At 72.0% G+C, this 25,017-nt stretch carries 24 protein-coding genes; 21 read left to right on the top strand and 3 right to left on the bottom strand.

Going from position 1 to position 25,017, the window contains the following annotated elements; translation table 11 throughout:
• Positions 1-62: 62 nt before the first annotated feature.
• From E8M80_RS02375 to E8M80_RS02360, 4 genes are all read left to right on the top strand, one after another.
• Positions 63-398: a hypothetical protein gene (locus E8M80_RS02375; protein ID WP_137124037.1), complete on the top strand. Its 336-nt coding sequence runs from the start codon at positions 63-65 to the stop codon at positions 396-398.
• Between the two features lie 98 nt (positions 399-496).
• Entirely contained in the window at positions 497-1,804 is a 1,308-nt protein-coding gene (gene glmU, locus E8M80_RS02370; protein WP_137124036.1) for a bifunctional UDP-N-acetylglucosamine diphosphorylase/glucosamine-1-phosphate N-acetyltransferase GlmU, read from the top strand.
• 4 nt (positions 1,805-1,808) lie between these two features.
• The gene (gene glmS / locus E8M80_RS02365; protein ID WP_137124035.1) at positions 1,809-3,632 is read left to right on the top strand and encodes a glutamine--fructose-6-phosphate transaminase (isomerizing); all 1,824 of its coding nucleotides are present in this window, start codon (positions 1,809-1,811) and stop codon (positions 3,630-3,632) included.
• A 154-nt stretch (positions 3,633-3,786) separates the two neighbouring features.
• Positions 3,787-4,365, top strand: coding sequence for a hypothetical protein (locus E8M80_RS02360; RefSeq protein ID WP_137124034.1), 579 nt, complete (start codon positions 3,787-3,789; stop codon positions 4,363-4,365).
• A 12-nt stretch (positions 4,366-4,377) separates the two neighbouring features.
• Here E8M80_RS02360 and E8M80_RS02355 read toward each other — a convergent pair whose 3' ends face one another.
• Entirely contained in the window at positions 4,378-5,166 is a 789-nt protein-coding gene (locus tag E8M80_RS02355; protein ID WP_137124033.1) for a cyclase family protein, read from the bottom strand.
• A gap of 110 nt (positions 5,167-5,276) precedes the next feature.
• On the opposite strand from E8M80_RS02355, the gene E8M80_RS02350 reads away from it, so the two are divergent.
• The 4 genes from E8M80_RS02350 (at position 5,277) to E8M80_RS02335 (ending at position 10,176) form a co-directional block, all read left to right on the top strand.
• On the top strand, positions 5,277-6,755 hold the full coding sequence (locus E8M80_RS02350; RefSeq protein WP_137124032.1) for an NAD-dependent succinate-semialdehyde dehydrogenase: 1,479 nt from the start codon (positions 5,277-5,279) through the stop codon (positions 6,753-6,755).
• Entirely contained in the window at positions 6,752-7,207 is a 456-nt protein-coding gene (locus E8M80_RS02345; protein WP_137124031.1) for a MaoC family dehydratase, read from the top strand. Before E8M80_RS02350 ends, E8M80_RS02345 begins: the two co-directional genes overlap by 4 nt.
• 50 nt (positions 7,208-7,257) lie before the next feature.
• Positions 7,258-8,640, top strand: coding sequence for a glutathione-disulfide reductase (gorA, locus tag E8M80_RS02340; protein WP_137124030.1), 1,383 nt, complete (start codon positions 7,258-7,260; stop codon positions 8,638-8,640).
• A 189-nt stretch (positions 8,641-8,829) separates the two neighbouring features.
• Positions 8,830-10,176 (top strand): LLM class flavin-dependent oxidoreductase, encoded by a 1,347-nt coding sequence (locus E8M80_RS02335; protein WP_137124029.1) that lies wholly within the window; start codon positions 8,830-8,832, stop codon positions 10,174-10,176.
• A gap of 31 nt (positions 10,177-10,207) precedes the next feature.
• Here E8M80_RS02335 and E8M80_RS02330 read toward each other — a convergent pair whose 3' ends face one another.
• On the bottom strand, positions 10,208-11,371 hold the full coding sequence (locus E8M80_RS02330) for a serine hydrolase (RefSeq protein WP_137124028.1): 1,164 nt from the start codon (positions 11,369-11,371) through the stop codon (positions 10,208-10,210).
• A 113-nt stretch (positions 11,372-11,484) separates the two neighbouring features.
• On the opposite strand from E8M80_RS02330, the gene E8M80_RS02325 reads away from it, so the two are divergent.
• The 11 genes from E8M80_RS02325 to E8M80_RS02275 all read left to right on the top strand — a co-directional run bounded on the left by E8M80_RS02325 (position 11,485) and on the right by E8M80_RS02275 (position 22,954).
• A complete protein-coding gene (locus E8M80_RS02325) occupies positions 11,485-12,864 on the top strand; it encodes a class II 3-deoxy-7-phosphoheptulonate synthase (protein WP_137124027.1) in 1,380 nt (459 codons plus the stop codon).
• Positions 12,861-14,096: a nicotinate phosphoribosyltransferase gene (locus E8M80_RS02320; RefSeq protein WP_240789852.1), complete on the top strand. Its 1,236-nt coding sequence runs from the start codon at positions 12,861-12,863 to the stop codon at positions 14,094-14,096. The genes E8M80_RS02325 and E8M80_RS02320 overlap by 4 nt, the downstream gene beginning before the upstream one ends.
• Before the next feature lie 22 nt (positions 14,097-14,118).
• A complete protein-coding gene (locus tag E8M80_RS02315) occupies positions 14,119-14,997 on the top strand; it encodes a DMT family transporter (protein ID WP_137124026.1) in 879 nt (292 codons plus the stop codon).
• 34 nt (positions 14,998-15,031) lie between these two features.
• A complete protein-coding gene (locus tag E8M80_RS02310; RefSeq protein ID WP_137124025.1) occupies positions 15,032-16,696 on the top strand; it encodes an NAD+ synthase in 1,665 nt (554 codons plus the stop codon).
• A complete protein-coding gene (locus E8M80_RS02305; RefSeq protein WP_137124024.1) occupies positions 16,693-17,076 on the top strand; it encodes a hypothetical protein in 384 nt (127 codons plus the stop codon). Before E8M80_RS02310 ends, E8M80_RS02305 begins: the two co-directional genes overlap by 4 nt.
• On the top strand, positions 17,073-17,378 hold the full coding sequence (locus E8M80_RS02300; protein ID WP_137124023.1) for a hypothetical protein: 306 nt from the start codon (positions 17,073-17,075) through the stop codon (positions 17,376-17,378). Before E8M80_RS02305 ends, E8M80_RS02300 begins: the two co-directional genes overlap by 4 nt.
• Entirely contained in the window at positions 17,375-18,709 is a 1,335-nt protein-coding gene (gene gltX, locus E8M80_RS02295) for a glutamate--tRNA ligase (protein WP_137124022.1), read from the top strand. The genes E8M80_RS02300 and gltX overlap by 4 nt, the downstream gene beginning before the upstream one ends.
• Before the next feature lie 171 nt (positions 18,710-18,880).
• Positions 18,881-20,302, top strand: coding sequence for a cysteine--tRNA ligase (gene cysS, locus E8M80_RS02290; RefSeq protein ID WP_137124021.1), 1,422 nt, complete (start codon positions 18,881-18,883; stop codon positions 20,300-20,302).
• Positions 20,299-21,126: an RNA methyltransferase gene (locus E8M80_RS02285; protein ID WP_170979153.1), complete on the top strand. Its 828-nt coding sequence runs from the start codon at positions 20,299-20,301 to the stop codon at positions 21,124-21,126. The genes cysS and E8M80_RS02285 overlap by 4 nt, the downstream gene beginning before the upstream one ends.
• Positions 21,123-21,989 (top strand): alpha/beta fold hydrolase, encoded by an 867-nt coding sequence (locus E8M80_RS02280; protein ID WP_137124019.1) that lies wholly within the window; start codon positions 21,123-21,125, stop codon positions 21,987-21,989. The genes E8M80_RS02285 and E8M80_RS02280 overlap by 4 nt, the downstream gene beginning before the upstream one ends.
• The gene (locus tag E8M80_RS02275; RefSeq protein WP_137124018.1) at positions 21,986-22,954 is read left to right on the top strand and encodes a tripartite tricarboxylate transporter substrate binding protein; all 969 of its coding nucleotides are present in this window, start codon (positions 21,986-21,988) and stop codon (positions 22,952-22,954) included. The genes E8M80_RS02280 and E8M80_RS02275 overlap by 4 nt, the downstream gene beginning before the upstream one ends.
• Here the strand turns inward: E8M80_RS02275 and E8M80_RS02270 are convergent.
• Complete coding sequence (locus tag E8M80_RS02270; RefSeq protein ID WP_137124017.1) at positions 22,941-23,150, bottom strand: hypothetical protein; 210 nt, start codon at positions 23,148-23,150, stop codon at positions 22,941-22,943. The genes E8M80_RS02275 and E8M80_RS02270 overlap by 14 nt on opposite strands.
• 327 nt (positions 23,151-23,477) lie before the next feature.
• Here E8M80_RS02270 and rpsD point away from each other — a divergent pair, with 327 nt between their 5' ends.
• Together rpsD and E8M80_RS02260 are read left to right on the top strand one after the other, a co-directional pair.
• Positions 23,478-24,095 (top strand): 30S ribosomal protein S4, encoded by a 618-nt coding sequence (rpsD, locus tag E8M80_RS02265; protein ID WP_137124016.1) that lies wholly within the window; start codon positions 23,478-23,480, stop codon positions 24,093-24,095.
• A gap of 60 nt (positions 24,096-24,155) precedes the next feature.
• The gene (locus E8M80_RS02260) at positions 24,156-24,938 is read left to right on the top strand and encodes a class I SAM-dependent methyltransferase (protein ID WP_137124015.1); all 783 of its coding nucleotides are present in this window, start codon (positions 24,156-24,158) and stop codon (positions 24,936-24,938) included.
• Positions 24,939-25,017: the final 79 nt, after the last annotated feature.

Genomic DNA, 25,017 nt, shown 5'->3' with positions numbered 1-25,017 from the left:
ATCAATGCGGGCCCGCGACAATCCTTGACCGCGCCGGGGGCGGTGTCCCTATCTTCAGCAAGATGTCCCGGGACCCGCCCCAGCCGCTGCCGCCTGCCGTGGATCCTGCCTTCGCGGCCCGGGTCCTGGCCGGCATGCCGCCCGACCTGGCGGCGCGGCTCGACGCGCGCCTGCTGTTCGCCCTGCAGCAGACGCTCGGCGGGTGGGATGGGGTCGAACGGCGGGGCGGGCGGCACATCCGCATCGCGCTGCCCTTCGGCGTCTGGCGCGTGACCTTCGCGCGCGTCTCGGGCCCGGGCTTCAGGGCCTTCGTGCGGTCCCGCCCCGCGCTTGCGGCCGCCATGGGTGTCGCGGTCGGCGCGCTGCTCGCGGGTGTCGCCGGGCTGCTGCTCGGCTGAGACGCGCCCGGCGCCCGGCGCGGCCCGATACATCCGGCAAATCATGTTGACGGCCGTGGCGCTGGACGCGGCGCGGTGCGGCGCGTTACCGGATGCGCATGACCTCCGCCGCCATCGTCCTCGCCGCCGGCCTCGGCACCCGCATGCGATCGACCCGCCCCAAGGTGATGCACCCGATCGCCGGGCGGCCGATGATCCGCCACCTGCTGGCCGCGGTCGAGGCGCGCTTCGGGCGTGTCGTGGTCGTGGTCGGCCCCGACATGCCGGAGCTCGAGGCCGCGGTCGCGCCGCACCAGGTGGCCGTGCAGCGCGAACGCCTCGGCACCGGCCATGCGGCGCTGCAGGCGGCATCGCTGCTCGGCGGGCACCAGGGCGACGTCGCGGTGCTCTATGGCGACAACCCGCTGGTCACGGAGGCGACGCTCGGCCGGCTGCTCGCCGCCCGCGCCGGCGCCGACCTCGTGTTGCTGGCGATGCGCCCGGCCGACGCCGGCCGCTACGGCCGCGTCGTGACCGACGGCGCCGGGATGGTCGAGCGCGTGGTCGAATGGGCCGACGCGACCGAGGCCGAGCGCGACGTTCCCCTGTGCAACGCGGGCGTGGTCTGCGCGGCGGCCGCGGACCTGTTCCGCTGGCTCGGCGCCGTCGGCCGTGACAACGCCAAGGGCGAATACTACCTGACCGACGTCGTGGCGCTGGCGCGGGCCGAGGGCCGGCGCGTTGCCGCGGTGGAGGCGCCGGAGGCGGAACTGCGCGGCATCAACAGCAAGGTGGAGCTCGCCGCCGCCGAGGCCGAGGTGCAGGCGCGGCTCCGCCAGGCCGCGATGGAGGCCGGCGTCACGATGCAGGCGCCGGAGACGGTGTTCCTGTCGCACGACACGCGCCTCGGCGCGGATGCCGCGATCGAGCCGCATGTCGTGTTCGGGCCGGGCGTGACGGTCGAGGAGGGGGCGATCGTGCGCGCCTTCTCCCACCTCACGCATTGCACCGTGCGGCGGCAGGCCGAGATCGGGCCCTTCGCCCGGCTGCGGCCGGGGACCGTCATCGAGGCGCGTGCCCATGTCGGCAACTTCGTCGAGCTGAAGGGCACGACGCTCGGGGAGGGCGCCAAGGCGAATCACCTGAGCTACCTCGGCGACGCCACGATCGGGCCGCGCGCCAACATCGGCGCCGGCACGATCACCTGCAACTACGACGGCGTGAACAAGTACCGCACCGAGATCGGGGAGGGCGCCTTCATCGGCTCCGACACCTCGCTGGTCGCACCCGTGAAGGTCGGTGCGCGCGCGCTGGTGGGCGCGGGCAGCGTCATCACCGCAGACGTGCCGGACGACGCGCTGGCCATCGCGCGCGGGCGGCAGAGCGTCTATCCGGGCCGCGGCTTCAAGGGAAAGAAGGGGGCGTAGGGCCATGTGCGGGATCGTCGGCGTCGTCGGGCGCGAGGCGGCGGCGCCGCGGCTGCTGGAGGCGCTGCGCCGGCTGGAATACCGCGGCTACGACAGCGCGGGCATCGCGACGCTGGTGAACGGCCACATCGACCGCCGCCGCGCCGAGGGCAAGCTGTCGAACCTGGCCGCCGTGCTGGATGCAAGCCCCCTGCCGGGCACCACCGGCATCGGCCACACCCGCTGGGCGACGCATGGCGCGCCCACCGAGCGCAACGCCCATCCGCACGGCACGGCGCGGGTCGCGGTCGTGCACAACGGCATCATCGAGAACCACGCGGAACTGCGCGCGGAACTCGAGGCGCAGGGTCAGGTCTTCGAGACCGAGACGGACACGGAAACCTTCGCCCGCCTGGTGGACCAGCACCTGCTGGAGGGCGCCGCGCCGGAAGCGGCCGCCGCCGCCGCGCTGAAGCGCGTCCATGGCGCCTTCGCGCTGGCGATGGTCTTCACCGGCCATCCGCGCACGCTGATCTGCGCGCGCCAGGGCGCGCCGCTGGCGGTGGGCTTCGGGGAGGGGGAGATGTTCGTCGGATCCGACGCGCTGGCGCTCGCCCCGCTCACGCGCCGCATCGCCTATCTCGAGGAAGGCGACTGGGCCGTGGTCGACGATGCCGGCGCGCGCTTCTTCGACGCGGAGGACCGCCCGGTCGAGCGGCAGGTCAAGCTCACCGCCGTCTCGGGTGCGGCGACCGGCAAGGGCAACTACCGGCATTTCATGGAGAAGGAGCTCCACGAGAACCCGGTCGTCCTCGGCGACACGCTGACGCAGTACATCGACCCGCTGAGCCGCAGCGTGACCCTGCCGGCGCTGCCCTTCGACCCGGCCGGCGTGCCGCGCATCACCATCACCGCCTGCGGCAGCGCGCTGCTGGCGGGCCAGGTCGGGCGCTACTGGCTGGAACAGGTGGCGCGCGTGCCGGCCGAGGCCGACTTCGCCTCCGAGCTCCGCTACCGCGACCCGCTGCTGCCCGAGGGGGGCGCGGCGCTGCTCATCAGCCAGTCGGGCGAGACGGCGGACACCATGGCGGCGCTGAAGCTGCTGAAGCAGCGCGGGCAGACGATCCTGTCGATCGTCAACGTGCCCGAGAGCACCATGGCGCGCGAGAGCGACGGCACGCTGATGACGGTGGCGGGGCCCGAGATCAGCGTGGCCTCCACCAAGGCCTTCACGGCGCAGCTGACGGTGCTGGCCTGCCTCGCGATCGGCCTCGGCCGCGCGCGCGGCACGCTGGCGCCGGAGCGCGAGGCGGAGCTGATCGCCTCGCTGCTCGAACTGCCGGCCAATGCGGCGAGCGTGCTGGAGCGCGACGGGGACATCCACGCCATGGCGGTGGAGGTGGCCAAGGCGCGGGACGTGCTGTTCCTCGGCCGCGGCACGCTCTTCCCGATCGCGATGGAAGGCGCGCTGAAGCTCAAGGAACTGTCCTACATCCACGCCGAGGGCTATGCGGCCGGCGAGATGAAGCACGGCCCGATCGCGCTGATCGACAGCCTCGTGCCGGTGATCTCGCTCTGCCCGTCGGGGCCGAATTTCGAGAAGACGGCGTCGAACCTGCAGGAAGCCGCGGCGCGCGGCGGGCGCATCATGGCCTTCACCGACGCCGCAGGCGCGCCGAAGCTCGCGGGCTTCGCCGAGCGCGTGGTCGTGCTGCCGGATGCATCGCCCTTCGCCGCGCCGATCCTGCACGCCATCGCGGTGCAGCTGCTCGCGTATCACGTCGCGGTGCTGAAGGGCACCGACGTGGACCAGCCGAGGAACCTGGCGAAGAGCGTCACGGTCGAGTAGCGCGCGGCTGCCCCGCACGGCGGCGGCCGGGCGGAAATTCCGTTGATGGCGCTTTCGGGGCCCGGTATCTTTTCGGTGTTGGGCAGCGGCTGCCGGGCCGATTCCCGAAGTCCCGCCGCCGCCATGGTCGGCGGTCATCGCCCGGAGATGCGCCATGCCGATCCCCATCAGCTACGCGGTCCTCGCGAAGAAGCTGGCCGACGCCCGCAGCTGGGCGATCAACGTGACCGAAGGCAACCGTTGCGCGCTCGTGGTCGGCACCGCGCTCGGCATCCAGCCCCGCAAGGCGCTGGGCGAGACGACGTTCAGGGACCTTCCGAACAGTCACCTCGCCATGCCGAAGCAGCCCTTCCTCGACAAGTTCTACGTGAAGGCCGGACAGCTCAGGGACGGCATCGCCGCGAGGCACGGCGCGCCCGACGTCGAGGGCGCCGGCAGGGCGGTCTTCCCAAGGCTGGCGAACCGCCGCGGCGTCGCCTACCTCGAGGATTGCTGGGTCACCCCAACCGACGACACGATGAACACGATCCGGACGATAGGCTGGGGCATGGCCGACGATCCGAGAGGCGATCTGCCAAGGCCAACGCCGCAGGCGACCGGGGACCACATCGACCTCTTCGATGGCACTTGGCTCGAGATCTACCGCGGTAAGGGGACCCCGGACGATCTCACTTATTGCGGGAGCCTCATCAAGGCGAGCGCCAAGGTCTGCTTCTGGGAAACGCCCCCCTGACGTGGACCGCGCCTATTCGTCAAAGATCGCGACGGCCCGCGTCCACCCCGCCGAACCGCGATGCACTTTCACCGGGAAGCAGGAAATCATGAAGCCGTCCGGCGGCAGCGCATCGAGGTTGTTCAGCTTTTCCATGTGGCAATAGCCGATCTCGCGGCCCGCGCGGTGCCCTTCCCAGATCAGCGAGGCATCGCCGGTCTCGGCCACCTTCCGCTTCGTCAGCGAAAAGGGCGCGTCCCAGGACCAGCCATCCGTGCCCGTCACGCGCACGCCCTGTTCCAGCATCCATAGGGTTGCCGCCTTGCCGACGCCGCAGCCGCGGTGGATGTAGTCGTCCTGCCCGTAGCGCGCGCCGGCGGCGGTGTTCACCACCACGATCTCGAGCGGCTTCAGCACGTGCCCGATGCGCGCGAGTTCGGCCTGCACCTCCTCGGGCGTCGCGACATGGCCGTCCGGCAGGTGCCGGAAGTCGAGCTTCACGCCCGGCTGGAAGCACCAGTCGAGCGGCACCTCGTCGATGCGCCAGGATGGCTCGCCGCCGGGCACGCTGCGCTCGTTCATGCGGGAGAAGAAGTGGTAGGGCGCATCGAGGTGCGTGCCGTTGTGCGTGCTGATCGTCACGCGCTCGACCGCCGCGTACTGGCCTTCGGGCAACTGGTCCACGCCGATGCCGAATTCCTGCGCCAGCGCCGGGGCGCTCATGCGGTGGTCGATGTACTCGATCTCGGGGAGCATATGCGGCGGGTCGGAGGCGATCCCCGCCATGAGCGGGGAGGAGATGTCGATGATCCGGCGGGGCATGGGCGTTCTCTCCTGACGGCGGGCGGATCATGACCGCGCGGCGGCCGGGCGCAAGGCTGACATCGGCCCGCGCGGCGCCTATGTTGCCGGCAACAGAAGGAGGGTCCGCCATGCTCGACGCCGTCGCGAAGATTCCGCTGAAGGACGCTGGCCTGTTCCGCCAGGCGAACTTCATCGACGGGCAGTGGGTCCAGGCCGACAGCGGCAAGACCCTCGCCGTCCGCAACCCCGCGACCGGGGAGGTGATCGGCCATGTCCCCGCGCTCGGCCAGGCCGAGACGCGCCGCGCCATCGAGGCCGCGAATGCCGCGTATCCCGCCTGGCGCGCCATGCTGGCCAAGGACCGCGCCGTCATCCTGCACAGGCTGGCCGCGCTGATGCACGAGAACGCCGACGACCTCGCCGCCATCATGACGGCCGAACAGGGAAAGCCGCTGGCGGAAGCGAAGGGGGAGGTGGTCTATGCTGCCTCCTTCATCGAGTGGTTCGCCGACGAGGGCCGCCGCGTCTATGGCGAGACCATCCCGCAGAACGCCAAGGGCCGGCGGATCCTGGTGACGAAGGAGCCGATCGGCGTCTTCGCCGCCATCACGCCCTGGAACTTCCCCGCCGCGATGATCACGCGCAAGGCCGGCCCGGGCTGGGCCGCGGGCTGCACAGGCGTGATCCGCCCGGCGTCCCAGACGCCGTTCAGCGCGCTTGCCATCGCCGTGCTGGCGGAACGCGCCGGCATGCCGGCCGGCGTCTGCAACGTCATCACCGGGCCGTCCGGGGATACGGGCAAGGAACTCACCGGCAACCCGATCATCCGCAAGCTGTCCTTCACCGGATCGACCGAGGTGGGGCGCGTGCTGCTCGCGCAATGCGCCGCCACCATCAAGAAGACGTCCATGGAACTGGGCGGCAATGCGCCCTTCATCGTGTTCGACGATGCCGACCTCGACGCCGCGGTGCAGGGTGCGATGGCGTCCAAGTACCGCAACACCGGCCAGACCTGCGTCTGCGCCAACCGCCTGCTGGTGCAGGAGGGCGTGTACGACGCCTTCACCGCGAAGCTGAAGGCGGCGGTCGAGGGGCTGAAGGTCGGCCCGGGGATGGAGCCCGGCGTGACCCAGGGGCCTCTGATCAACGCCGATGCTGTGGCGAAGGTCGAGGAACACATCGCCGATGCGCTCGCGCAGGGGGCGAGCATCGTCACCGGCGGCAAGCGCCATGCCCGCGGCGGCAACTTCTTCGAGCCGACCGTGCTGGCCAACGTGCCGCGCGGTGCGAAGATCTTCGGGGAGGAGACCTTCGGCCCCGTCGCGCCCCTGTTCCGCTTCAAGACGGAAGAAGAAGCCATCGCGCTCGCCAACGACACGGAGTTCGGCCTGGCGGCGTATTTCTACGCGCGCGATGTCGGCCGCATCTTCCGCGTCGCCGAGGCCCTGGAATACGGCATCATCGGCATCAACGAGGGCATCATCTCGACCGCTGAGGCCCCCTTCGGCGGCTTCAAGCAGTCGGGCCTGGGGCGCGAGGGATCGAGCCACGGCATCGAGGAATACCTCGAGATGAAGTACCTGGCGCTCGGCGGCATCGGGACGTGACCGAGGCGATCCACCTCGAGGACCTGACCCCGGGCCGGCGCTTCGCCGCCGGTCCGGTCACGATCACCGAGGCCGAGATCATCGACTTCGCCACCCGCTACGACCCGCAGCCCTTCCACACCGACCCCGGGGCGGCGGCCGCGCATCCGCTGTTCAAGGGCCTGGCCGCCAGCGGCTGGCACACGGCGGCCATCTCCATGCCGCTGGTCGTGCAGGCGCTGGGCGGGCTTGCCGGCGGCATCATCGGCGGCGGCGGGGAACTGCTATGGCCCCGCCCGGTGCGCCCGGGCGACACGCTCAGCGTCGAGGTCGAGGTGCTGGAGGCCACGCCCTCCCGGTCCCGCCCCGACCGGGGCGCCGCGGTGCTGCGCATCCGCACCCTGAACCAGCATGGGGAGGAGGTGCAGGTCTTCTCCCCGCGCATCGTCGTCCCGCGTCGGCCGGGGGGCTGACCGGCGCCGCGGCGCCGCATATCCTGCGCCCGACCGGACGGAACTCGCACATGGCCTACGACTTCGACCTGTTTGTCATCGGCGGCGGCTCGGCCGGCGTGCGGCTGGCGCGCATCGCGGCGGGCCACGGCGCCCGCGTGGCGGTGGCCGAGGAACGCTTCTGGGGCGGCACCTGCGTCAATGTCGGCTGCGTGCCCAAGAAGATCATGGTCAACGCCGCTGAATACGGCGCCTGGGCCGGGGATGCCGCCGCCTTCGGGTGGGACATCTCGGTGGCCGGCCATGACTGGGCCAGGCTGGCCGCGGCGCGGGACGCCGAGGTCGCCCGCCTGTCGGGCATCTACGGCAAGCTGCTGGCCGGCGCCGGCGTCACCGCCTTCGACGCGCGCGCGAGCTTCCTCGACCCGCATATGCTCGATGTCGGCGGCCAGCGCGTGACGGCGGAGCGCATCGTCGTCGCCACCGGCGGCACGCCGACGCGGCTCGACATGCCCGGCGCCGAACTTGGCCTGGTCTCGGACGACCTGTTCACGCTGAAGGCGCTGCCGAAGCGCGCCATCGTCATCGGCGCCGGCTACATCGCGGTCGAATTCGCCTCCATCCTGCGCGGCCTGGGCGCCGAGGTGGATCTGATGTACCGCGCCGCCCTGCCGCTGCGCGGCTTCGACGAGGATGTGCGCGCCGCGGCGGCCGAATCGCTGGCCGCCAACGGCATCCGCCTGAACCCGGATGTCACCCCCGCGCGCATCGAACGCGTGGACGACCAGCTGATGGTCACCGGCGGCAGCACCTTCATGCGGGAGGCCGACGCCGTCTTCTTCTGCACCGGCCGCGCGCCGAACACGGCGGGACTCGGGCTCGACCGCGCGGGAATCGCGGTGACGGCCGGTGGCGCCATCCCGGTCGATGACGACCACCGGACCGCGCAGCCCCACATCCATGCCATCGGCGACGTGATCGACCGCGTGAACCTCACGCCCATGGCGACCGCCGTCGGCCATGCGCTGGCCGACACGCTGTTCGGCGGCAACCCGCGCCGCGCCTCCTACGAGAACGTGCCCACCGCCGTGTTCATGACCCCGCCGATCGCGACCGTCGGGCTCACGGAAGCCGACGCCGCCGCACGCGGCCCCGTCGATGTCTACGTCACGCGCTTCACGCCGATGCGCCACACCATCAGCAAGCGCGACGGACGGCGGACGCTGATGAAGCTGGTGGTCTGCCAGCGCACCCAGAAGGTGCTGGGCGCGCACATGCTGGGCGAGGATTCGGCCGAGATCATGCAGGGCATCGGCATCGCGGTCGGCATGGGCGCGACCAAGCAGGATTTCGACCGCACCATCGGCATCCACCCCACGGCGGCCGAGGAATTCGTGACGCTGCGCACGCGCACGCGCGAAGCCGGTGTCCCCGAGGCTGCCGCAGCGCAATAGGGCGGGGAAGGTCCTTCCCCGCAACCGGCGCGGGACGGCTGGATACGCTCCCGGCTCCGTCCCCGGCGCAAGGATTTCGCTGCTGCGTCGGCGGCGCGCGGCGCACCTTGCATCGCCCGGCCGTAGAGACGACCTACCCCGGCAAGCAGTGCTGGCCTGCGTGGCCGGCATCCCGTTCAGGAACAGCCCATGCCTGCCACGCGTCGCCTGCATCTCGGCGCCTTCATGCGCCCCGTCTCGATCCACGCCGGGGCCTGGCGCTACCCCGGCGCCTGGCCGGACGCGAACTTCTCCTTCCCACGCCTCAAGGCGCTCATCCAGAAGCTCGAAGCCGGCAAGTTCGACGCCTTCTTCATGGCGGACCACCTCGCGCTGCTGAACATGCCGATCGAGGCGCTGCGCCGGAGCCACACCGTCACGTCCTTCGACCCGCTGACGCTGCTGCCCGCGCTCGCCGCGGTCACCGAGCGCATCGGTCTGATCGCGACCGCCTCCACCACCTACAACGACCCCTATCACGTAGCCCGGAAGTTCGCCTCGCTGGACCACATCTCGAACGGACGCGCCGGGTGGAACGTTGTCACCACCGCAAACCCGGACGCGGCGCAGAATTTCGGCCATGACGCCCATATGGCCCATGGCGAGCGCTACAAGCGGGCGCGCGAATTCTACGAGGTCGTCACCGGGCTCTGGGACAGCTTCGCCGACGACGCCTTCATCCGCGACGTCGAGAGCGGCATCTTCTGGGACCCTGCGAAGATGCACGTGCTCAACCATGTCGGGCCGGAGCTCAGCGTGCGCGGCCCGCTCAACGTCGCCCGCCCCGTGCAGGGCTGGCCGCTGATCGTGCAGGCGGGCGCATCGGATGCCGGCCGCCAACTCGCGGCCGAGACCGCCGAGATGGTCTTCGCCGCCGGCGGCCCGATCGCCGACGCGCAGGCCTTCTACGCGGACGTGAAGTCCCGCGCGGCGGCCGTCGGCCGCAACCCCGATCACATCAGGATCCTGCCGGGCGCGCTGGTCGTGGTGGGCCACACGGTCGAGGCCGCGAAGGAGAAGCGCGCCAGGCTCGACAGCCTGGTCCATTACGAAAGCGCAATCGGCGCGCTCTCCATCGCGCTCGGCGTCGACGCCCGCGCCTTCGACCCGGACGGACCCCTGCCCGAGATACCGGACACCGAGGCCAGCAAATCCGGCCGCGAGCGGGCCATCGCCATGGCCCGGCGCGAGAACCTGACGGTCCGCCAGCTCGCCCAGCGCCTGGGCGGCTACGGCGGCGCCGCCATCGTCGGCACGCCGCAGACCATCGCGGACGAGATGCAGGAATGGCTGGAAAGCCGCGCCTGCGACGGATTCAACGTGATGTTCCCCTTCGTGCCGGAAGGGCTCGACGCCTTCGTCGACCGGGTGGTGCCGGAACTGCAGCGGCGCGGGATCTTCCGGCAGGACTACGAAGGCACGACGCTGCGGGAGCACCTCGGGCTGCCGAGGCCGGAGAACCGGTTCTTCGCGACGCGGTCGCAGGCGGCGGAGTAGGCGAAGAGGGGGCGGAGCCCCCCATGCCCCCTCACAGCCCGTTCATCCGCGCCTCGAACGCCCGGAACAGCCCGACCGCCTTCGCGTCGAAGAACGGCATGACCTGCGTCAGGAACACCCCCGCCGTGCCGCGCCCATGGTCGATCCAGTAGTAGGTGTTGGCCAACCCAGCCCAGGCCAGCCCGCCGGCCGAGCGCCCCTCGGGCGTCGTCTTGCGGTTGACCAGGAAGGATAGGCCCCAGCCGCAGGGCAGGCCGGGAAAGAAATCCACGTCGTTCGTCGCCGCCGGCGCGGCGGTCTTCATCGGCGTGACGGACAACGGCCCGATCTGGTCGCGCGCCATCTCGGCCACCGTCTCGGGCTTCAGCAGGCGGTCGCGCCCATGCCGCCCGCCGTTCAGGATCATGCGCGCGAAGGCGAGGTAGTCGCGCGCCGTGGAATAGAGCCCGCCGCCGCCCATCTCGAATTCCGGGTCTTGCTCGACCTCGAGCGCGATCGGCGCCAGCGACCCGTCCGCTGCCCGCGCATGGACCGGCGCGAGCCGCGCCCGCATGTCGTCGCGCAGGCGGAAGGCCGTGTCCGCCATGCCGAGCGGGGCGAACAGCGTGCGGTCCAGATGCGCGCCGAGCCGCTCGCCGCTCGCGGCCTCCACCATCTTGCCGACCCAGTCGATGCCGATGCCGTAGGTCCAGCCCTCCCCGGGGTCGAACAGCAAGGGCAGGCCGAGCGCGGCATCGCGGCAGGTGGTGACGGCTGGCGTGCCGGTCGCCTTGCGGTATCGGCCGAGCTCCCCGCTCCACATGTCGTAGCCGAAGCCCGAGGTATGGGTCAGCAGGTGGCGCAGCGTCACGGGGCGCTTCGGCGCGCGCAGCCGCGGCCGGCCGGCATCGTCGAACCCCTCCAGCACCTGCACGGCGCCCAGCGCCGGCACGGCCTCGGCGGCCGGGGCGTCGAGCGCGAGCCGCCCGGCCTCGACCAGCCGCATCGCCGCCGTCGCCGTGATGGCCTTGGTCATCGACGCGATCCAGACCACCGTGTCGGGCGCCATGGCCTCCGGCGCGCCGAGCCGCCGGACGCCGAAGCCGGCCGCGAAGCCGGCCTCCTCCCGCCCGCCGGCCGCGATCGCGATGCCCGGCACCTTCCCCGCCTGCACCGCGCCCTGCATCAGGATCGCCGCCGCGTCCTTGCCGTCCATCGCCCCGATCCCCCGCCATGGCTGAGCCGCCACCCTGCCATGCCGGCGCGGCTTCCCCCATCCCCTGCCGCGCGGCTATGGTGCCCGACTTCGTTGAGGGAGAGTGCCAGACAATGACCGCGCGAGGCTGGAGCCCCGATTCATGGCGGGCGATGCCGATCCGGCAGGTGCCGGACTATCCGGACCAGGCGGCGCTTGCCGCCATGGAAGGGAAGATCGCGCGATTTCCCCCGCTGGTTTTTGCAGGCGAGGCCCGGCGCCTCCGGTCAGCACTTGCGCGCGCCGGCGACGGCGAGGCCTTCGTCCTGCAGGGCGGCGACTGCGCCGAGAGCTTCGGCGACTTCACCGCCAACATCATCCGCGACACCTTCCGCGTGCTGCTCCAGATGGCGGTCGTGCTGACCTTCGGCGGCCAGGTGCCGGTGGTGAAGCTCGGACGCATGGCCGGGCAGTTCGCCAAGCCGCGCAGCAGCGACACCGAGACCAAGGACGGCGTGACGCTGCCCTCCTATCGCGGGGACATCGTGAACGGCCCGGACTTCACGGCCGAGGCCCGCATCCCCGACCCGGCGCGCATGGAATTCGCGTACATGCAGTCGGCCGGCACCATGAACCTGTTGCGCGCCTTCGCGACGGGCGGCTATGCCGACCTCCACCACGTCCATCGCTGGAACCTCGGCTTCGTGGCGCGCAGCCCGCTGGCCGGGCGGTACGACGACCTCGCGACCCGTATCGACCAGACGCTGAACTTCATGCAGGCCTGCGGCATGTCGGACCTGCCCCAGGTGCGCGAGACCGACTTCTACACGAGCCACGAGAGCCTGCTGCTGCCCTACGAGCAGGCGCTGACGCGCGTCGATTCCACCACCGGCGACGCCTATGCGTGCTCCGCCCATTTCCTCTGGATCGGCGACCGTACGCGCCAGCCGGACGGCGCGCATGTGGAATTCCTGCGCGGCGTCAGGAACCCCATCGGCATGAAGGTCGGGCCCAGCATGGACGCGGCCGAACTCGTGCGCCTGACCGAGATCCTGAACCCGGCGAACGAGAAGGGGCGGCTCACGCTCATCTCCCGCATGGGGCACGACAAGGTGGAGGCGAAGCTGGCCCCCCTGGTGCGCGCCGTGCGCGACGCCGGGCGCAACGTCACCTGGCTCTGCGACCCGATGCACGGCAACACGACGACCGTCGGCGCCTACAAGACCCGCGCCTTCGACAGCATCCTGGCCGAGGTGCGCGGCTTCTTCGACGTCCATGCGGCCGAGGGCACCATCGCCGGCGGCGTGCATGTCGAGATGACCGGCAGCGACGTGACGGAGTGCCTCGGCGGCGCCCACCGGCTGAGCGAGACGGACCTCGCGGCCAACTACGCGACTTCCTGCGACCCGCGGCTCAATGCCGAGCAGTCGCTCGAGCTCGCCTTCCTGATCGCCGAGGAGCTGAAGGCGCGCAAGGGCGCCGGCCAGGCGGCGCCCGCCCAGGCGGCGCAATGAACAAGCCCGCCCCGCTCGGCGGCGGCACGCTGGGCGCGGCGCTCGCCACCGGGCTGGCACGGCGGGACGGGCCCGCGGCGCCGGCCGAGACCTCGGACGCCCACATCACGGCGCGCACCGACAGCTACTTCACGCGCACGAAGCAGATCGTGGCCCGCTTCGGCGATGCGCGCGTCACCTACGCCGTGTTCCTGCGCCGCCCGGTGGTCTCGGCGCCGCGGCTGATGCTGGACTGGCTGCGCGCCGTCGCCGCCGCGCGCGGCACCGACGTGCGCATCGACGTGATGCACGATGAAGGCCAGTGGGTCGGCGCGGGCGACCCGCTGCTCTACATCACCGGGTCCTTCGTCGCGCTGTCGGACCTCGAGACCATCCTGCTGCAGAAACTGGGCGCCGCCTGCGTCGCGGCGCACAACGCCTACCAGATGTGCGCCGAGCTGCCGAAGGTGGCCTTCCTCGCCATGGAGGCGCGCCACTGCGCGGGCGCCGAGATGCAGGAGATGATGGCCTACGCCGCCTCCGTGGGCTCCCGCGCCGCGCAGAAGGAAGGGGCGCGGGGCTTCATCGGCAACGCCAACGACGCGACGGCGCACTGGTTCGGGCAGAAGGCCGGCTTCGGCACGATGCCGCATGCCCTGATCGGCTACGCCGGCAGCACGCTCCGCGCCGCCGAGATGTTCCACGAGACCTTCCCTGACCAGCCGCTGACCGTGCTGGTGGATTATTTCGGGCGGGAGGTGACGGATGCGCTGGCCGTGGCCGAGCGCTTCCCGGCGCTGGCCGCCGAGGGGCGGCTGGCGATGCGCCTCGACACCCATGGCGGGCGCTTCCTCGAGGGGCTCGACCCGGCGGAATCCTATGCCGTGCTGGAACGCCACGCGCCGGGCGCGATCCGCCGCTACCGCAGCGAGACGGAACTGCGCCACCTGGTCGGCACCGGCGTCTCGGCCGCCGCCATCTGGAAGATGCGCGAGGCGCTGGACCAGGCGGGCTTCCCCAAGGTGCGCATCGTCGCCTCCTCCGGCTTCGGCGTCGGCAAGTGCCGCGTCATGGCCGAGGCCCGCGCGCCGATCGACGTGGTCGGCACGGGGTCCTTCATCCCCGACGCCTGGAGCGAGACCTACGCCACGGCGGACATCGTCGAGTACGACGGCGTCCCGCGCGTGAAGGTCGGCCGCGAGTTCCTGCTCCGGCACGGCGAGGCACGGCGGAAGAACGGATCCCCGGCCTGAGGCGCGGCCGGCCGCGCGACCGATGACCGGCAGCGCGGCGCAGGACCGGCGTGTCGGCTGGCTCTGCGCCGGCCTGCTCCTGGTCGTGTGGGCGGCATTCCACCTCGTCTCCCGCTTCGTGGTGCGGGACACGCTGACCTCCTGGGACGTTGCCGCGCTGCGCTACGGCGGCGCCTTCCTCTGCGTGCTGCCCTTCGTCGCGCTGCGCGGCCTGCCGCGGATCGCGCCGCGCCGCCTGCCGCCCGTGCTGGCCTTCGCGGGCTTTGGCTTCCCGCTGCTTGCCTATGCCGGCTACCACCTGGCGCCGGCGGCGCACGGGGCGACGGTCATGGCGGCGGGGCTGCCGGCGGTCACGGCGCTGCTCGGCCTCCTGGTGGGCATGAGCCGGATCGGCGGGCGGCAGGCGCTCGGGCTCGGGCTGATCGCGCTGGGCAGCCTCGCCCTGGCCGGGCTGTCCGGCGGGGACTGGGCCGGCGCCTGGCGCGGCGACCTGCTGTTCCTCGCCGCCGTCTCCTCCTGGGGCGTCTATACGCTCCTGGTGCAGCGCTGGCGGCTTCCGGCGCTCGACACCACCGTGGCCATCGGGCTGGCCGCGGCGCCCCTCTACCTGCCGGTCTGGTGGTTCTTCCTGCCCTCCGGGATGTCCGGCGCCGCCTGGGGCACCCTGCTGGGGCAGGCGGCCTTCCAGGGCGGCGGGGCGGCGGTGCTCGCGGGCATCCTCTTCACCCGCTCGGTCGCGGCGCTCGGGCCGGCGGTCACGACCATGATCGGGGCGGCGGTGCCGGGGCTGGTCGCGCTCGCGGGCGTGCCGCTGCTGGGGGAGGCGCTCGGCCTGCCGGCGCTGCTGGCCATCGTGCTCGTCTCGGCGGGGATGCTGCTCGGCATGGGCGGCGCGCGTTGACCCTGTGCCCCCCGCTCCCTAGGTTCCGCGCACCATGGCCCACACGCTGAAGATCGCGCTTGCCCAGATCAACCCGCATGAGGGCGCGATCCTCGCGAATGCGGATCGCATCCGCCGCGCGCGCGCCGAGGCCGCGCGCCTCGGCGCCGACCTGGTGGTGACGCCGGAATTCTCCATCGCCGGCTACCCGCCCGAGGACCTGGTCAAGAAGCCCGCCTTCGTGACGGCCTGCGAGGAAGCGATCGCGAATCTCGCCGCCGAGACCGCCGATGGCGGCCCGGGCTTGGTCGTCGGCGGCCCCTGGCGGAACGGGGACCTGCTGCACAACGGGCTGTTCCTGCTGGATGGCGGGCGGATCGTCGCGCACCGCGCCAAGCACGAACTGCCGAATTACGGCGTCTTCGACGACAAGCGGGTGTTCGACGCCGGCCCCGCGCCCGGCCCGGTGCCGTTCCGCGGCTTCCGCCTCGGCCTCATGATCTGCGAGGACTGGTGGTTCCCGAGCGTCTCCGAGACGCTCTGCGAGACGGGCGCCGAGATCCTGATCGCGATCAACGGCTCCCCCTTCGAGGCGGAGAAGCACGAGGCACGGATCGACCTCGCCGTGCAGCGGGTGGTGGAGACGGGCCTCGGCTTCGTCTTCGTCAACCAGGTGGGCGGCCAGGACGAGCTGGTCTTCGAAGGCGCGTCCTTCGTCATGAACCCCGACCGCGGCCTCGCGCACCTGTTGCCGATGTTCGCCGAGGAGGTGCGCCTGACCGAATGGCGGCGGGAAGGCGACCGGCTGGTCGCCGCGCAGGGGGCCGTCGTGAAGCCCCTGCCGCGGCTTGAGCAGATCTACGGCGCGATGGTGCTGGGCCTGCGCGACTACGTCGGCAAGAACGGCTTCCCCGGCGTGGTGCTGGGGCTGTCGGGCGGCATCGATTCCGCCATCTCGGCCGCGGTCGCGGTCGATGCGCTGGGCGCCGACCGCGTGCGCTGCGTGATGATGCCATCGCCCTACACGAGCACGGAAAGCCTGGAGGACGCCGCCGAATGCGCGCGGCTGCTCGGCATCCGGTACGACACGATCGGCATCGGCCCCGCGATGGCGGCCTTCGGCGCGATGCTCGCGCCCGCCTTCGGCAACCGCCCGCCCGACATCACGGAAGAAAACATCCAGTCCCGCATCCGCGGCGTGACGCTGATGGCGCTGTCCAACAAATTCGGCGACATGCTGCTGACCACCGGCAACAAGTCCGAGATGTCGACCGGCTACGCGACCATCTACGGCGACATGGCGGGCGGCTATTCGGTGCTGAAGGATGTCTACAAGACGACCGTCTTCGCGCTCTGCCGCTGGCGCAACGCGCATGTGCCGGCGGGCGCGCTGGGCCCCACCGGCGCCGTGATGCCCGAGCGCGTGATCACCAAGCCGCCGAGCGCGGAACTCCGCCCCGACCAGAAGGACCAGGACAGCCTGCCGCCCTACGAGGTGCTGGACGCGATCCTGGAAGGGCTGGTGGAGGGCGAGAAGTCGGTCGATGCGCTGGTGGCCGAAGGCTTCGACCGCGCGACGGTCCTGCGCGTCTGGAAGCTGCTCGACCGCGCGGAATACAAGCGCCGCCAGGCGCCGCCGGGCGTGAAGATCACGGCGCGCGCCTTCGGCCGCGACCGCCGGTATCCGATCACCAATGGCTTTACGGCGCTGGTGTCATGACCGGCGAATTCGAGGCCGAGGTCTTCCCCCGCGGCGAATGCGCCGTGCAGATCATGGACCTGTCCGGCGCCAACGGATCCGAGCCGGTCGAGACCGTCACGGGCTTCACCGGCATCGAGCACGCCAACGCCTTCGCCCGCCGCTACGTCCGCGATTCCGTCGAGCGCTGCCGCGCCCCCGGCCTTGACGCCAAGGCCGTGCTCGACGCCTGGTTCGCCTATGGCGAGGACGCCGAGGTGCTGGGCGCGGGCGACGACGCCTGGGTAAGCCGGTCGGAACTGAAGGACTTTGCCGACACCCCCGTGCGCGACGCCGAGGAACGCAACTGGCGCATCCTCGACCCCCGCCGCGACGAGGGCGACGAGGAGGAGGAGGCGTGACCCACGCCGTCCTCTGCGGCGACTTCGCCCATTACCAGGACCCGGACGAGGAATGGACGGTGGACGGCTTCCGCACGGAGGAAGCCGCCGCCGAATACGCCCGCCGCTTCGTGCGCGACCAGGTCGAGCACCTGCGCGCCGCCTACCCCGATCCCGCGGCGCTCCGGCAGGCCTTCATGATGTTCGGCGAATACGCCATGGCGCCGGGCTTCACCCTGGCGCCCTGGCTCGACCACTGCATCGCGACCCCGGCCACGCGCCGCGCCGACACCGACTACCAGGCACTCGATCCCAACCGATGAAACTCCGCTTCGCGCCATCCCCCACCGGCCTGCTGCATGTCGGCAACGCCCGCGTCGCACTCGCCAACTGGCTACATGCGCGCCGGCACGGCGGCGCCTTCGTGCTGCGCCTGGACGACACCGACCTCGAACGCTCGAAGCCTGAATTCGCGGCCGCGATCGAGGAAGACCTCCGCTGGCTCGGCCTCGACTGGGATGAGCGCGTCGCGCAGTCCGACCGGCTCGATCGCTATGCCGCCGCCGCCGAGCGCCTGAAGGCCGCCGGCCGCCTCTACCCCTGCTTCGAGACCGAGGAGGAACTCGCCTACAAGCGCGAGCGCCGCCGCCGCGAGGGCAAGCCGCCCCTCTATGACCGTGAGGCGCTGCGCATGACGCCCGAGCAGGTCGCCCGCGCCATCGCCAATGGCAAGCAGCCCTACTGGCGCTTCATGCTCTCGCCTCGCACGGTCGGCTGGCGCGACCTGGTGCTGGGGGAGCGCAGCGTGAAGCTCTCCGCCATCTCCGACCCCGTGCTGGTGCGCGCGGACGGCTCGCCGCTCTACACCTTCACCTCGGTCGTGGACGACCTCGAGATGGCGGTGACGCACGTCATCCGCGGCGAGGACCACGTCACCAACACCGGCATCCAGCTCGACCTCTATGCCGCGCTTGGCGGCAACCCTATGCACCTGACCTTCGCGCACCTGCCGCTGCTGACCGACGAGGCCGGCGGCGCGCTGTCCAAGCGCCTCGGCTCGATCTCGCTCCGGCACCTGCGCAAGGACGGCATCGAGCCGGCGGCGCTGGCGGGGTATCTCGCCGCGCTCGGCACCTCGGCCGACCCGGTGCCGGGGCTGCCGCGCGACCTCGTCGCCGCCTACGACATCACCCGCGTCTCGCATGCCACGGCGCGCTTCGACACGCGCCAGATGCTCGTGCTGAACCGCCGCGTGCTGCACGAAGCGCCCTTCGACGCGGTCCGGGACCGGCTGCCCGAGGGCGCGGACGAGGCCTGGTGGCTCGCGGTGCGCGGCAACCTCGACCTGCTGCGCGAAGCCCGCCCCTGGTTCGACATCGTGCGCGGCACCATCGTGCCGCCGCTGCAGGAGGGCGAGCATGATTTCCTCGCCGCCGCGCTGGCCGCCCTGCCGCCCGGGCCCTGGGACGGCGCCACCTGGTCCGCCTGGACGGGCGCGCTGAAGGAAGCGACGGGGCGCAAGGGCAAGGCGCTGTTCCTGCCGCTGCGGCTGGCCCTGACCGGGGAGGAGCACGGCCCGGACCTCGCGACCCTGCTGCCGCTGATCGGGCGGGACAGGGCGGCGTTCCGGCTGCGCATCTCGGCCGGCGCTTGAATCCGACCGGGGATCGGCGCACAAAGCAACCCATGTCCGCGTCCAGGCCCCGCGCAGCCGCGCCCTGTTGTTGAACTTCCCTTCCGGGGAAGGTCCTTCCCCGCGCGCCTGCATGCAGATGTCCCGCGCGCTTCGCGTGACGCCCCAGACCTCCGCCGACGACGGACCGCCATGACAGACCTGATGCTCCACGACAGCGCCGCGCGTTCGAAGCGCCGCTTCGTCCCGATCGACCCGGCCCATGTCCGCATGTATGTCTGCGGCCCGACCGTCTACGACCTCGCGCATCTAGGCAATGCGCGGCCGGTCGTGGTGTTCGACGTGCTCTACCGGCTGCTGAAGCGGCTCTATCCGCGCGTCACCTACGCCCGGAACATCACGGACGTGGACGACAAGATCAACGCCCGCTCGCGCGAGAGCGGCGAGCCGATCGCCGCCATCACCGCCCGCACCACCGCCGACTTCCACGCCGACATGGCGGCGCTCGGCGCCTTGCCGCCGGATGTCGAGCCCCGCGCGACGGGCCACATCGCCGAGATGATCGCGCTGATCGAGCGCCTGATCGCCAATGGCCACGCCTATGCCGCCGACGGGCATGTGATGTTCAGCGTGCCGTCCTTCGCCGACTACGGGAAACTTTCGGGCCGCAGCCCGGACGAACTGCTCGCCGGCGCGCGCGTGGATGTCGCGCCCTACAAGCGTGACGCCGGGGATTTCGTGCTGTGGAAGCCGTCCGACGACGCGACGCCCGGCTGGGACAGCCCCTGGGGGCGCGGGCGGCCTGGCTGGCACATCGAATGCTCCGCCATGTCGTGGAAGCACCTCGGCGCCGAATTCGACATCCATGGCGGCGGCCACGACCTGATCTTCCCGCACCACGAGAACGAGGTCGCGCAATCCGTCTGCGCCTTCCCCGGCCACGCCTTCGCGCATTACTGGATGCACAACGGCATGCTGCTCGTGAACGGGGAGAAGATGTCGAAGTCGCTCGGCAACTTCATGACCGTGCGCGACATCCTGGCTGAGGGCCCCTGGGCCGGGGAGGCCTTCCGCCTGCTGCTGCTGCGCACGCATTACCGCGCCTCGCTCGACTTCACGATGGAGGGGCTCGCGGAGGCCAAGGCGGAACTCGACGACCACTACGCCATGCTCTCCCGCGCGCCGGCCGCGCCGGGCGGCGAGACCGCCGCGCGCCTGGCCGACTGGGCGCTGGCGCCACTGCTGGACGACCTCAACACGCCGCTCGCGCTCGCCCGCCTGCGCGACCTGCGCACGCTCGAGAACGCGGTCACCGTCGGGGGTTCGCCCGCGCTGCCGATGGAGCGCGCGGGGCTGTCGGCGCCGCCCGCGCCGGGCGTCGCGGCCGCGGCCTTCCGGCAGGCCGCCGGCATCCTCGGCATCGCGACCGACGACCCCGCCGCCTGGCTGCAGGGCGGCGACGACGCGGCCGAGATCGAGGCCGCCATCGCCGCCCGCCTCGCCGCCCGGAAGGCTCGGGATTTCGCGGCGGCCGACCGCATCCGCGACGACCTCAAGGCCCGCGGCGTCCTGCTGGAGGACGGGCCGGGCGGCACCACCTGGCGCCGCGCGTGACCGGCGGGCGGAAGGATGGGCGCGCGGCGCTGACGCCGCCGGCGGGCGAAAGCCCCGTCATTGTCCTCGTCCGCCCGCAGATGGCGCGCAACATCGGCAGCACGGCGCGCGCCATGGCCAATGGCGGGCTGTTCCACCTGCGCATCGTGGCGCCGCGCGACGGCTGGCCGCAGCCGGACGCCTATCCCGCCGCCTCCGGCGCGGATGCCATCCTCGATGCCGCGCAGGTCTTCGACAGCGTGCCGGCCGCGGTCGCCGACTGCCATCGCGTGCTCGCCACCTGCCCGCGGCCGCGCCACATCGTCATCCCCGTCCATACCGCCCGCGCGGCGGCCGAGGACCTGCGCGCCATCGCCGCGCGCAACCTCCGCGCCGCCGTGCTGTTCGGCCCCGAGCGCGCGGGGCTCGAGAACGAGGACATGGCCTGCGCCGACACCCTGGTGCGCTACCCGCTCAACCCCGCGCACATGTCGCTCAACCTGGCGCAGGCGGTGATGATCCTCGCCTATGAATGGTGGACCGCGGCCGAGGCCACGCCGCCCCGCGCGCTCATGACGAACGAGACGCGCGTCGCGACCAAGGGCGAACTCGACATCTTCCTGAACCGGCTGGTGGCCGAACTCGACGCGACGGGCTTCCTCGACACTGCCGAGAAGCGCCCCGGGATGGTGCGGAATCTCCGCCACTGGTTCGAGCGCGGCGAGGTGACGGAGCAGGAACTGCGCACGCTGCACGGCGTCGTCACCGAACTCTCCCGCGGCCGCATGCGCCGCGGCCGGCCCGAGACGCCCGACCCGCCGCTGCCCTGGACAGATCCCGCATGACCAACGCGCATCCCGACGGCACGCCCGTGCCCCCGCTGCCCGACCTCCGCTTCGTGGAGGTGGACGCCGCCGCGCTCGGCCTGGCCGGGCCGCGGCTGTCGTTCATGGAGGCGGGTCAGGGGCCGCCGGTGCTGCTGCTGCACGGCATCGGCGCCAACAGCATGGGCTGGCGCTTCGTCCTCGCGGGCCTCTCGCCTGTCGCGCGGGTCATCGCCTGGAACGCGCCGGGCTATCTGATGTCGGACCCCTTCGCGTCGGACGCGCCGCGCGCGGAGGACTACGCCGATGTTGCCGCCGCGCTGCTCGATGCGCTGGGCGTCGCTGGGCCGGCGCATGTCATTGGCTCCTCCTTCGGTTCGCTCATCGGCGCGGCGCTGGCGGCGCGGCATCCGGGGCGCGTCGCGCGGCTCGCGCTGCTCGGCACCTCGCGCGGGCAGCGATGGAAGGGGGATGGGGAACGCGCGCGGATGCTCGCGATGCGTGCGGCCTCGATCGAGGCGGGCGGCGTCGCACTGGCGCGCACCCGCTGGCAGGCGCTGGTGGCACCCGGCAGCGGCACCGCGGTGGCCGCGCTGGTGCAGGGGATGGTGGCGGCGACGGATGCGCGCGGGCTGATGCCGGCGGCGCGCGCGACGGATGTCGCCGATGTCGTCGCCGACTTCGCGCCCCGCATCGCCGCGCCGACGCTCGTCGTCACCGGCACCGAGGACCGCGTGAACCCGCCCGAGGTCGGCGCCGCCGTCGCGGCCGCCATCGCCGGCGCCCGGCTGGAACATCCGGCCGGCATCGGGCACCTTCCGGAGATCGAGGCGCCGGCCATGACGCTCGGGCTGCTGCGCACCTTCCTGGGGTTCACGCCATGACGCTCTCCCGCCGGGCACTCGCTGCCGCTGCCTTTCTGCTTCCTGCCGTGGCGCGCGCGCAGGGCTTCCCGTCGCGCCCGGTGCGCATTGTCGTGCCCTTCCCGCCGGGCGGCGGGCTCGATGCGCTGGGCCGCGCGCTGGCCGAGCAGCTCTCCGCCGCCTGGGGCCAGCCTGTCGTGATCGAGAACCGCCCCGGCGGCGCCACCGTCCCCGGCACCGATGCGGTCGCCAAGGCGGCGCCGGACGGGCACACCCTGCTGCTGACCGCCGACAATTCCATCACCGGCAACCCGAACCTGATCCGCAACCTGCCGCACGACCCGGTGCGCGACCTGGCGCCCGTCACCTGGCTGCTCGACGTGCACCAGATGGTGCTGGTGCATCCCTCCGTCCCCGCGCGCGACATGGCGGGGCTGGTCGAGGCGGCGCGCGCCGCGCCAGGGCGGCTCAACTACGGGTCCTATGGCACGGCGAGCCAGCCGCACCTGCTGTTCGGCGGGCTCGCCGCCAAGGCGGGCGTGCAGATGACGCACGTGCCCTATCGCGGCCTGACGCCGGCCGTCGTCGCGACGCTCGCGAACGAGGTGCAGATGACGCTGGCGGGCGTCGCCTCCTCCCGCCAGCACCTCGACGCCGGCACGCTGCGCGCGCTGGCGGTCGGCCGGCCGACGCGCCTGCCGCAACTGCCCGAGGTGCCGACGCTCGCCGAGGCCGGGCATGACGACATCGACCCGCGCACCTGGTTCGGCGTGCTGGCGCCGGCCGGCACCCCGCCCGCCATGCTGCGCGCGATCCGCGACACGATCGCCGCCGCGATGGCCGTGCCCGCCGTGCGCGACCGCCACCTGACGCCGAACGGCTACACCGTCCACGTCTCCTCGCCCGAGGATTTCGCCGCGATGATCGCGCGCGATATGGCGGTGAAGCGGGACCTGATCCGCCGCGCCGGGATCAGCCCGGATTGAGCTTCCGCGCGAGTTTGCGCGCCAGCAGCAGGCCGAGCCCGCCTGCCGCCGGCGCCGCCGGCAGCACGAGCAGCCAGCCGGCATGGGCGCCGTTGATGACAAGGCCGAGGCCGATGCCGAGCATCAACCCGCCGACCAGTGAACCGACCACCCCGGCCGTGAGGCCGAGGACCAGGATCTCTTCGCGCGTGACCATGGCGGCGCAGTAGAGCAACTGCGCCCGGCTTGGAATGGGGAACCGGGAGGGGGCCGCCCCTCCCGGACCCACCCCGCCGAGGGCCGAAAGGCCCTCGGAACCCGGCACCATGGTGTCCGGAGGACCTGCGGCCCGGCCCGCCCGGTCGCGCGTTTGACAACCGCGCCCGCGCCCCCCTATAGCGCCGCTTCCTTCCGGGAACGTGGACAGGCCTTCGGGGCCTGCGCCCGTCGCCGTCCAGTCGCGGGCGGGGGCCTACCGGGACAACAGCCCCTCGGGGCACGCAGCAAGAAGGCCCGACCGCGCAACGCGGCGGGGACCAAGCGCATGACCAAGCGCGCCGAATCCAAGTACAAGATCAACCGCCGCCTCGGCGTGAACCTCTGGGGCCGCGCCAAGTCCCCCATCGCGAAGCGCGAATACGGCCCCGGCCAGCACGGCCAGCGCCGCAAGCAGAAGCCGACCGACTTCGGCGTGCAGCTGATGGCGAAGCAGAAGCTCAAGGGCTACTACGGCAACATCGGCGAAAAGCAGTTCCGCAAGTACTACGACGAGGCCGTGCGCCGGAAGGGCGACACCTCCGAGAACCTGATCGAGCTGCTGGAGCGCCGGCTGGACGCGGTGGTCTACCGCATGAAGCTGGCCGTGACGCCCTTCGCCGCCCGCCAGTTCGTGAACCACGGCCACATCACCGTGAACGGCAAGCGCGTGAACATCCCCTCCTACCTGGTCAAGGACGGCGACCAGATCGAGGTGAAGGAAAAGTCGAAGCAACTGGTCGCCGTGCTCGACGCCGCCCAGTCCGGCGAGCGCGACGTGCCCGAGTACATGGAGATCGACCACCGCGCGATGCGCGGCAAGTTCCTCCGTGCGCCGAAGCTGTCCGACGTGCCCTATCCGGTCCAGATGGAACCGAACCTGGTCGTCGAGTTCTACAGCCGCTGATGCGCGTCGGCACCCCCCGGAGGCCGTGACCTCCGGGGGCGCTTTTCTGGAGCCGGCATCATGGGCGGATCCCAGCCGGCGCGGCCGCTCAAGGCCGCAATAGACTACTTCGATACCGGCATGAACGAGGTCCGCGGCTTCCTGACGCGGGGAAGCGCCTTCGCGTTGCTGACGGTGCTCGAGGTCCAGCGGCGCGACCGCATCCATGGGCCGATCGCCGAGATCGGCACCTACCTCGGCAAGTCGCTGATCGGCTTCGGCCTCGCCGCCCAGGCGGACGAGACGGTGATCGGCGTCGATCTCTTCATCGACGGGGCCCGTGATTTCGAGGCGGAGCTTCGCGCGAACTGGCGCCGCTTCGACCTGCCCGAGGACCGCCTCCGCCTGCACCGCGGCAGTTCCGCCGACATCGATGCCGCGGCATGGGCGGCCCTGCTCGGCGCGCCGGCGCGCCTCGTCCACGTCGATGGCGAACACACGCGGGCGGCGGCGCTGCACGATCTCGGCCTGTCGGCATCGGCGCTCGGCGCGGGTGGCGTGATCGTCGTCGATGACGTCCTGCATCCCTGGTATCCGGACATCACGCTCGCCGCCGGCGCCTTGCTCGATCGCGACCGGAGCCTGCGCGCCTTCGCCCTGGTCGATCGCCAGGGCACGCTGATGCAGGGCGGGGCGAAGCTGTTCATCGCGCGTGCGGCCGATGTCGACCGGTACGACGCGGCATTCCGCGCCTGCGTTCCGGCCAGCATCGTCGGGCGGACGGCGTTCGCGGGATCGAACCCGCTCGTGATCGACGTCGCGCCGGATCACGCCAAGGCCCTTCTGATCATTCCGCAGGCCTGACGGGCCGCGCAACCCCGCCGATCGGACACCCCTTTGCCCCGGCGGCACGGTCCCGCGGGCGGCGCCCGTGCGCCGGGCG

The sequence above is a fragment of the Roseomonas sp. HF4 genome, assembly GCF_005222755.1.
Taxonomy (GTDB): Bacteria; Pseudomonadota; Alphaproteobacteria; order Acetobacterales; family Acetobacteraceae; genus Neoroseomonas.
Note: the sequence above shows the minus strand (reverse complement) of the source record. Positions and strands in the feature narration are given on the sequence as shown.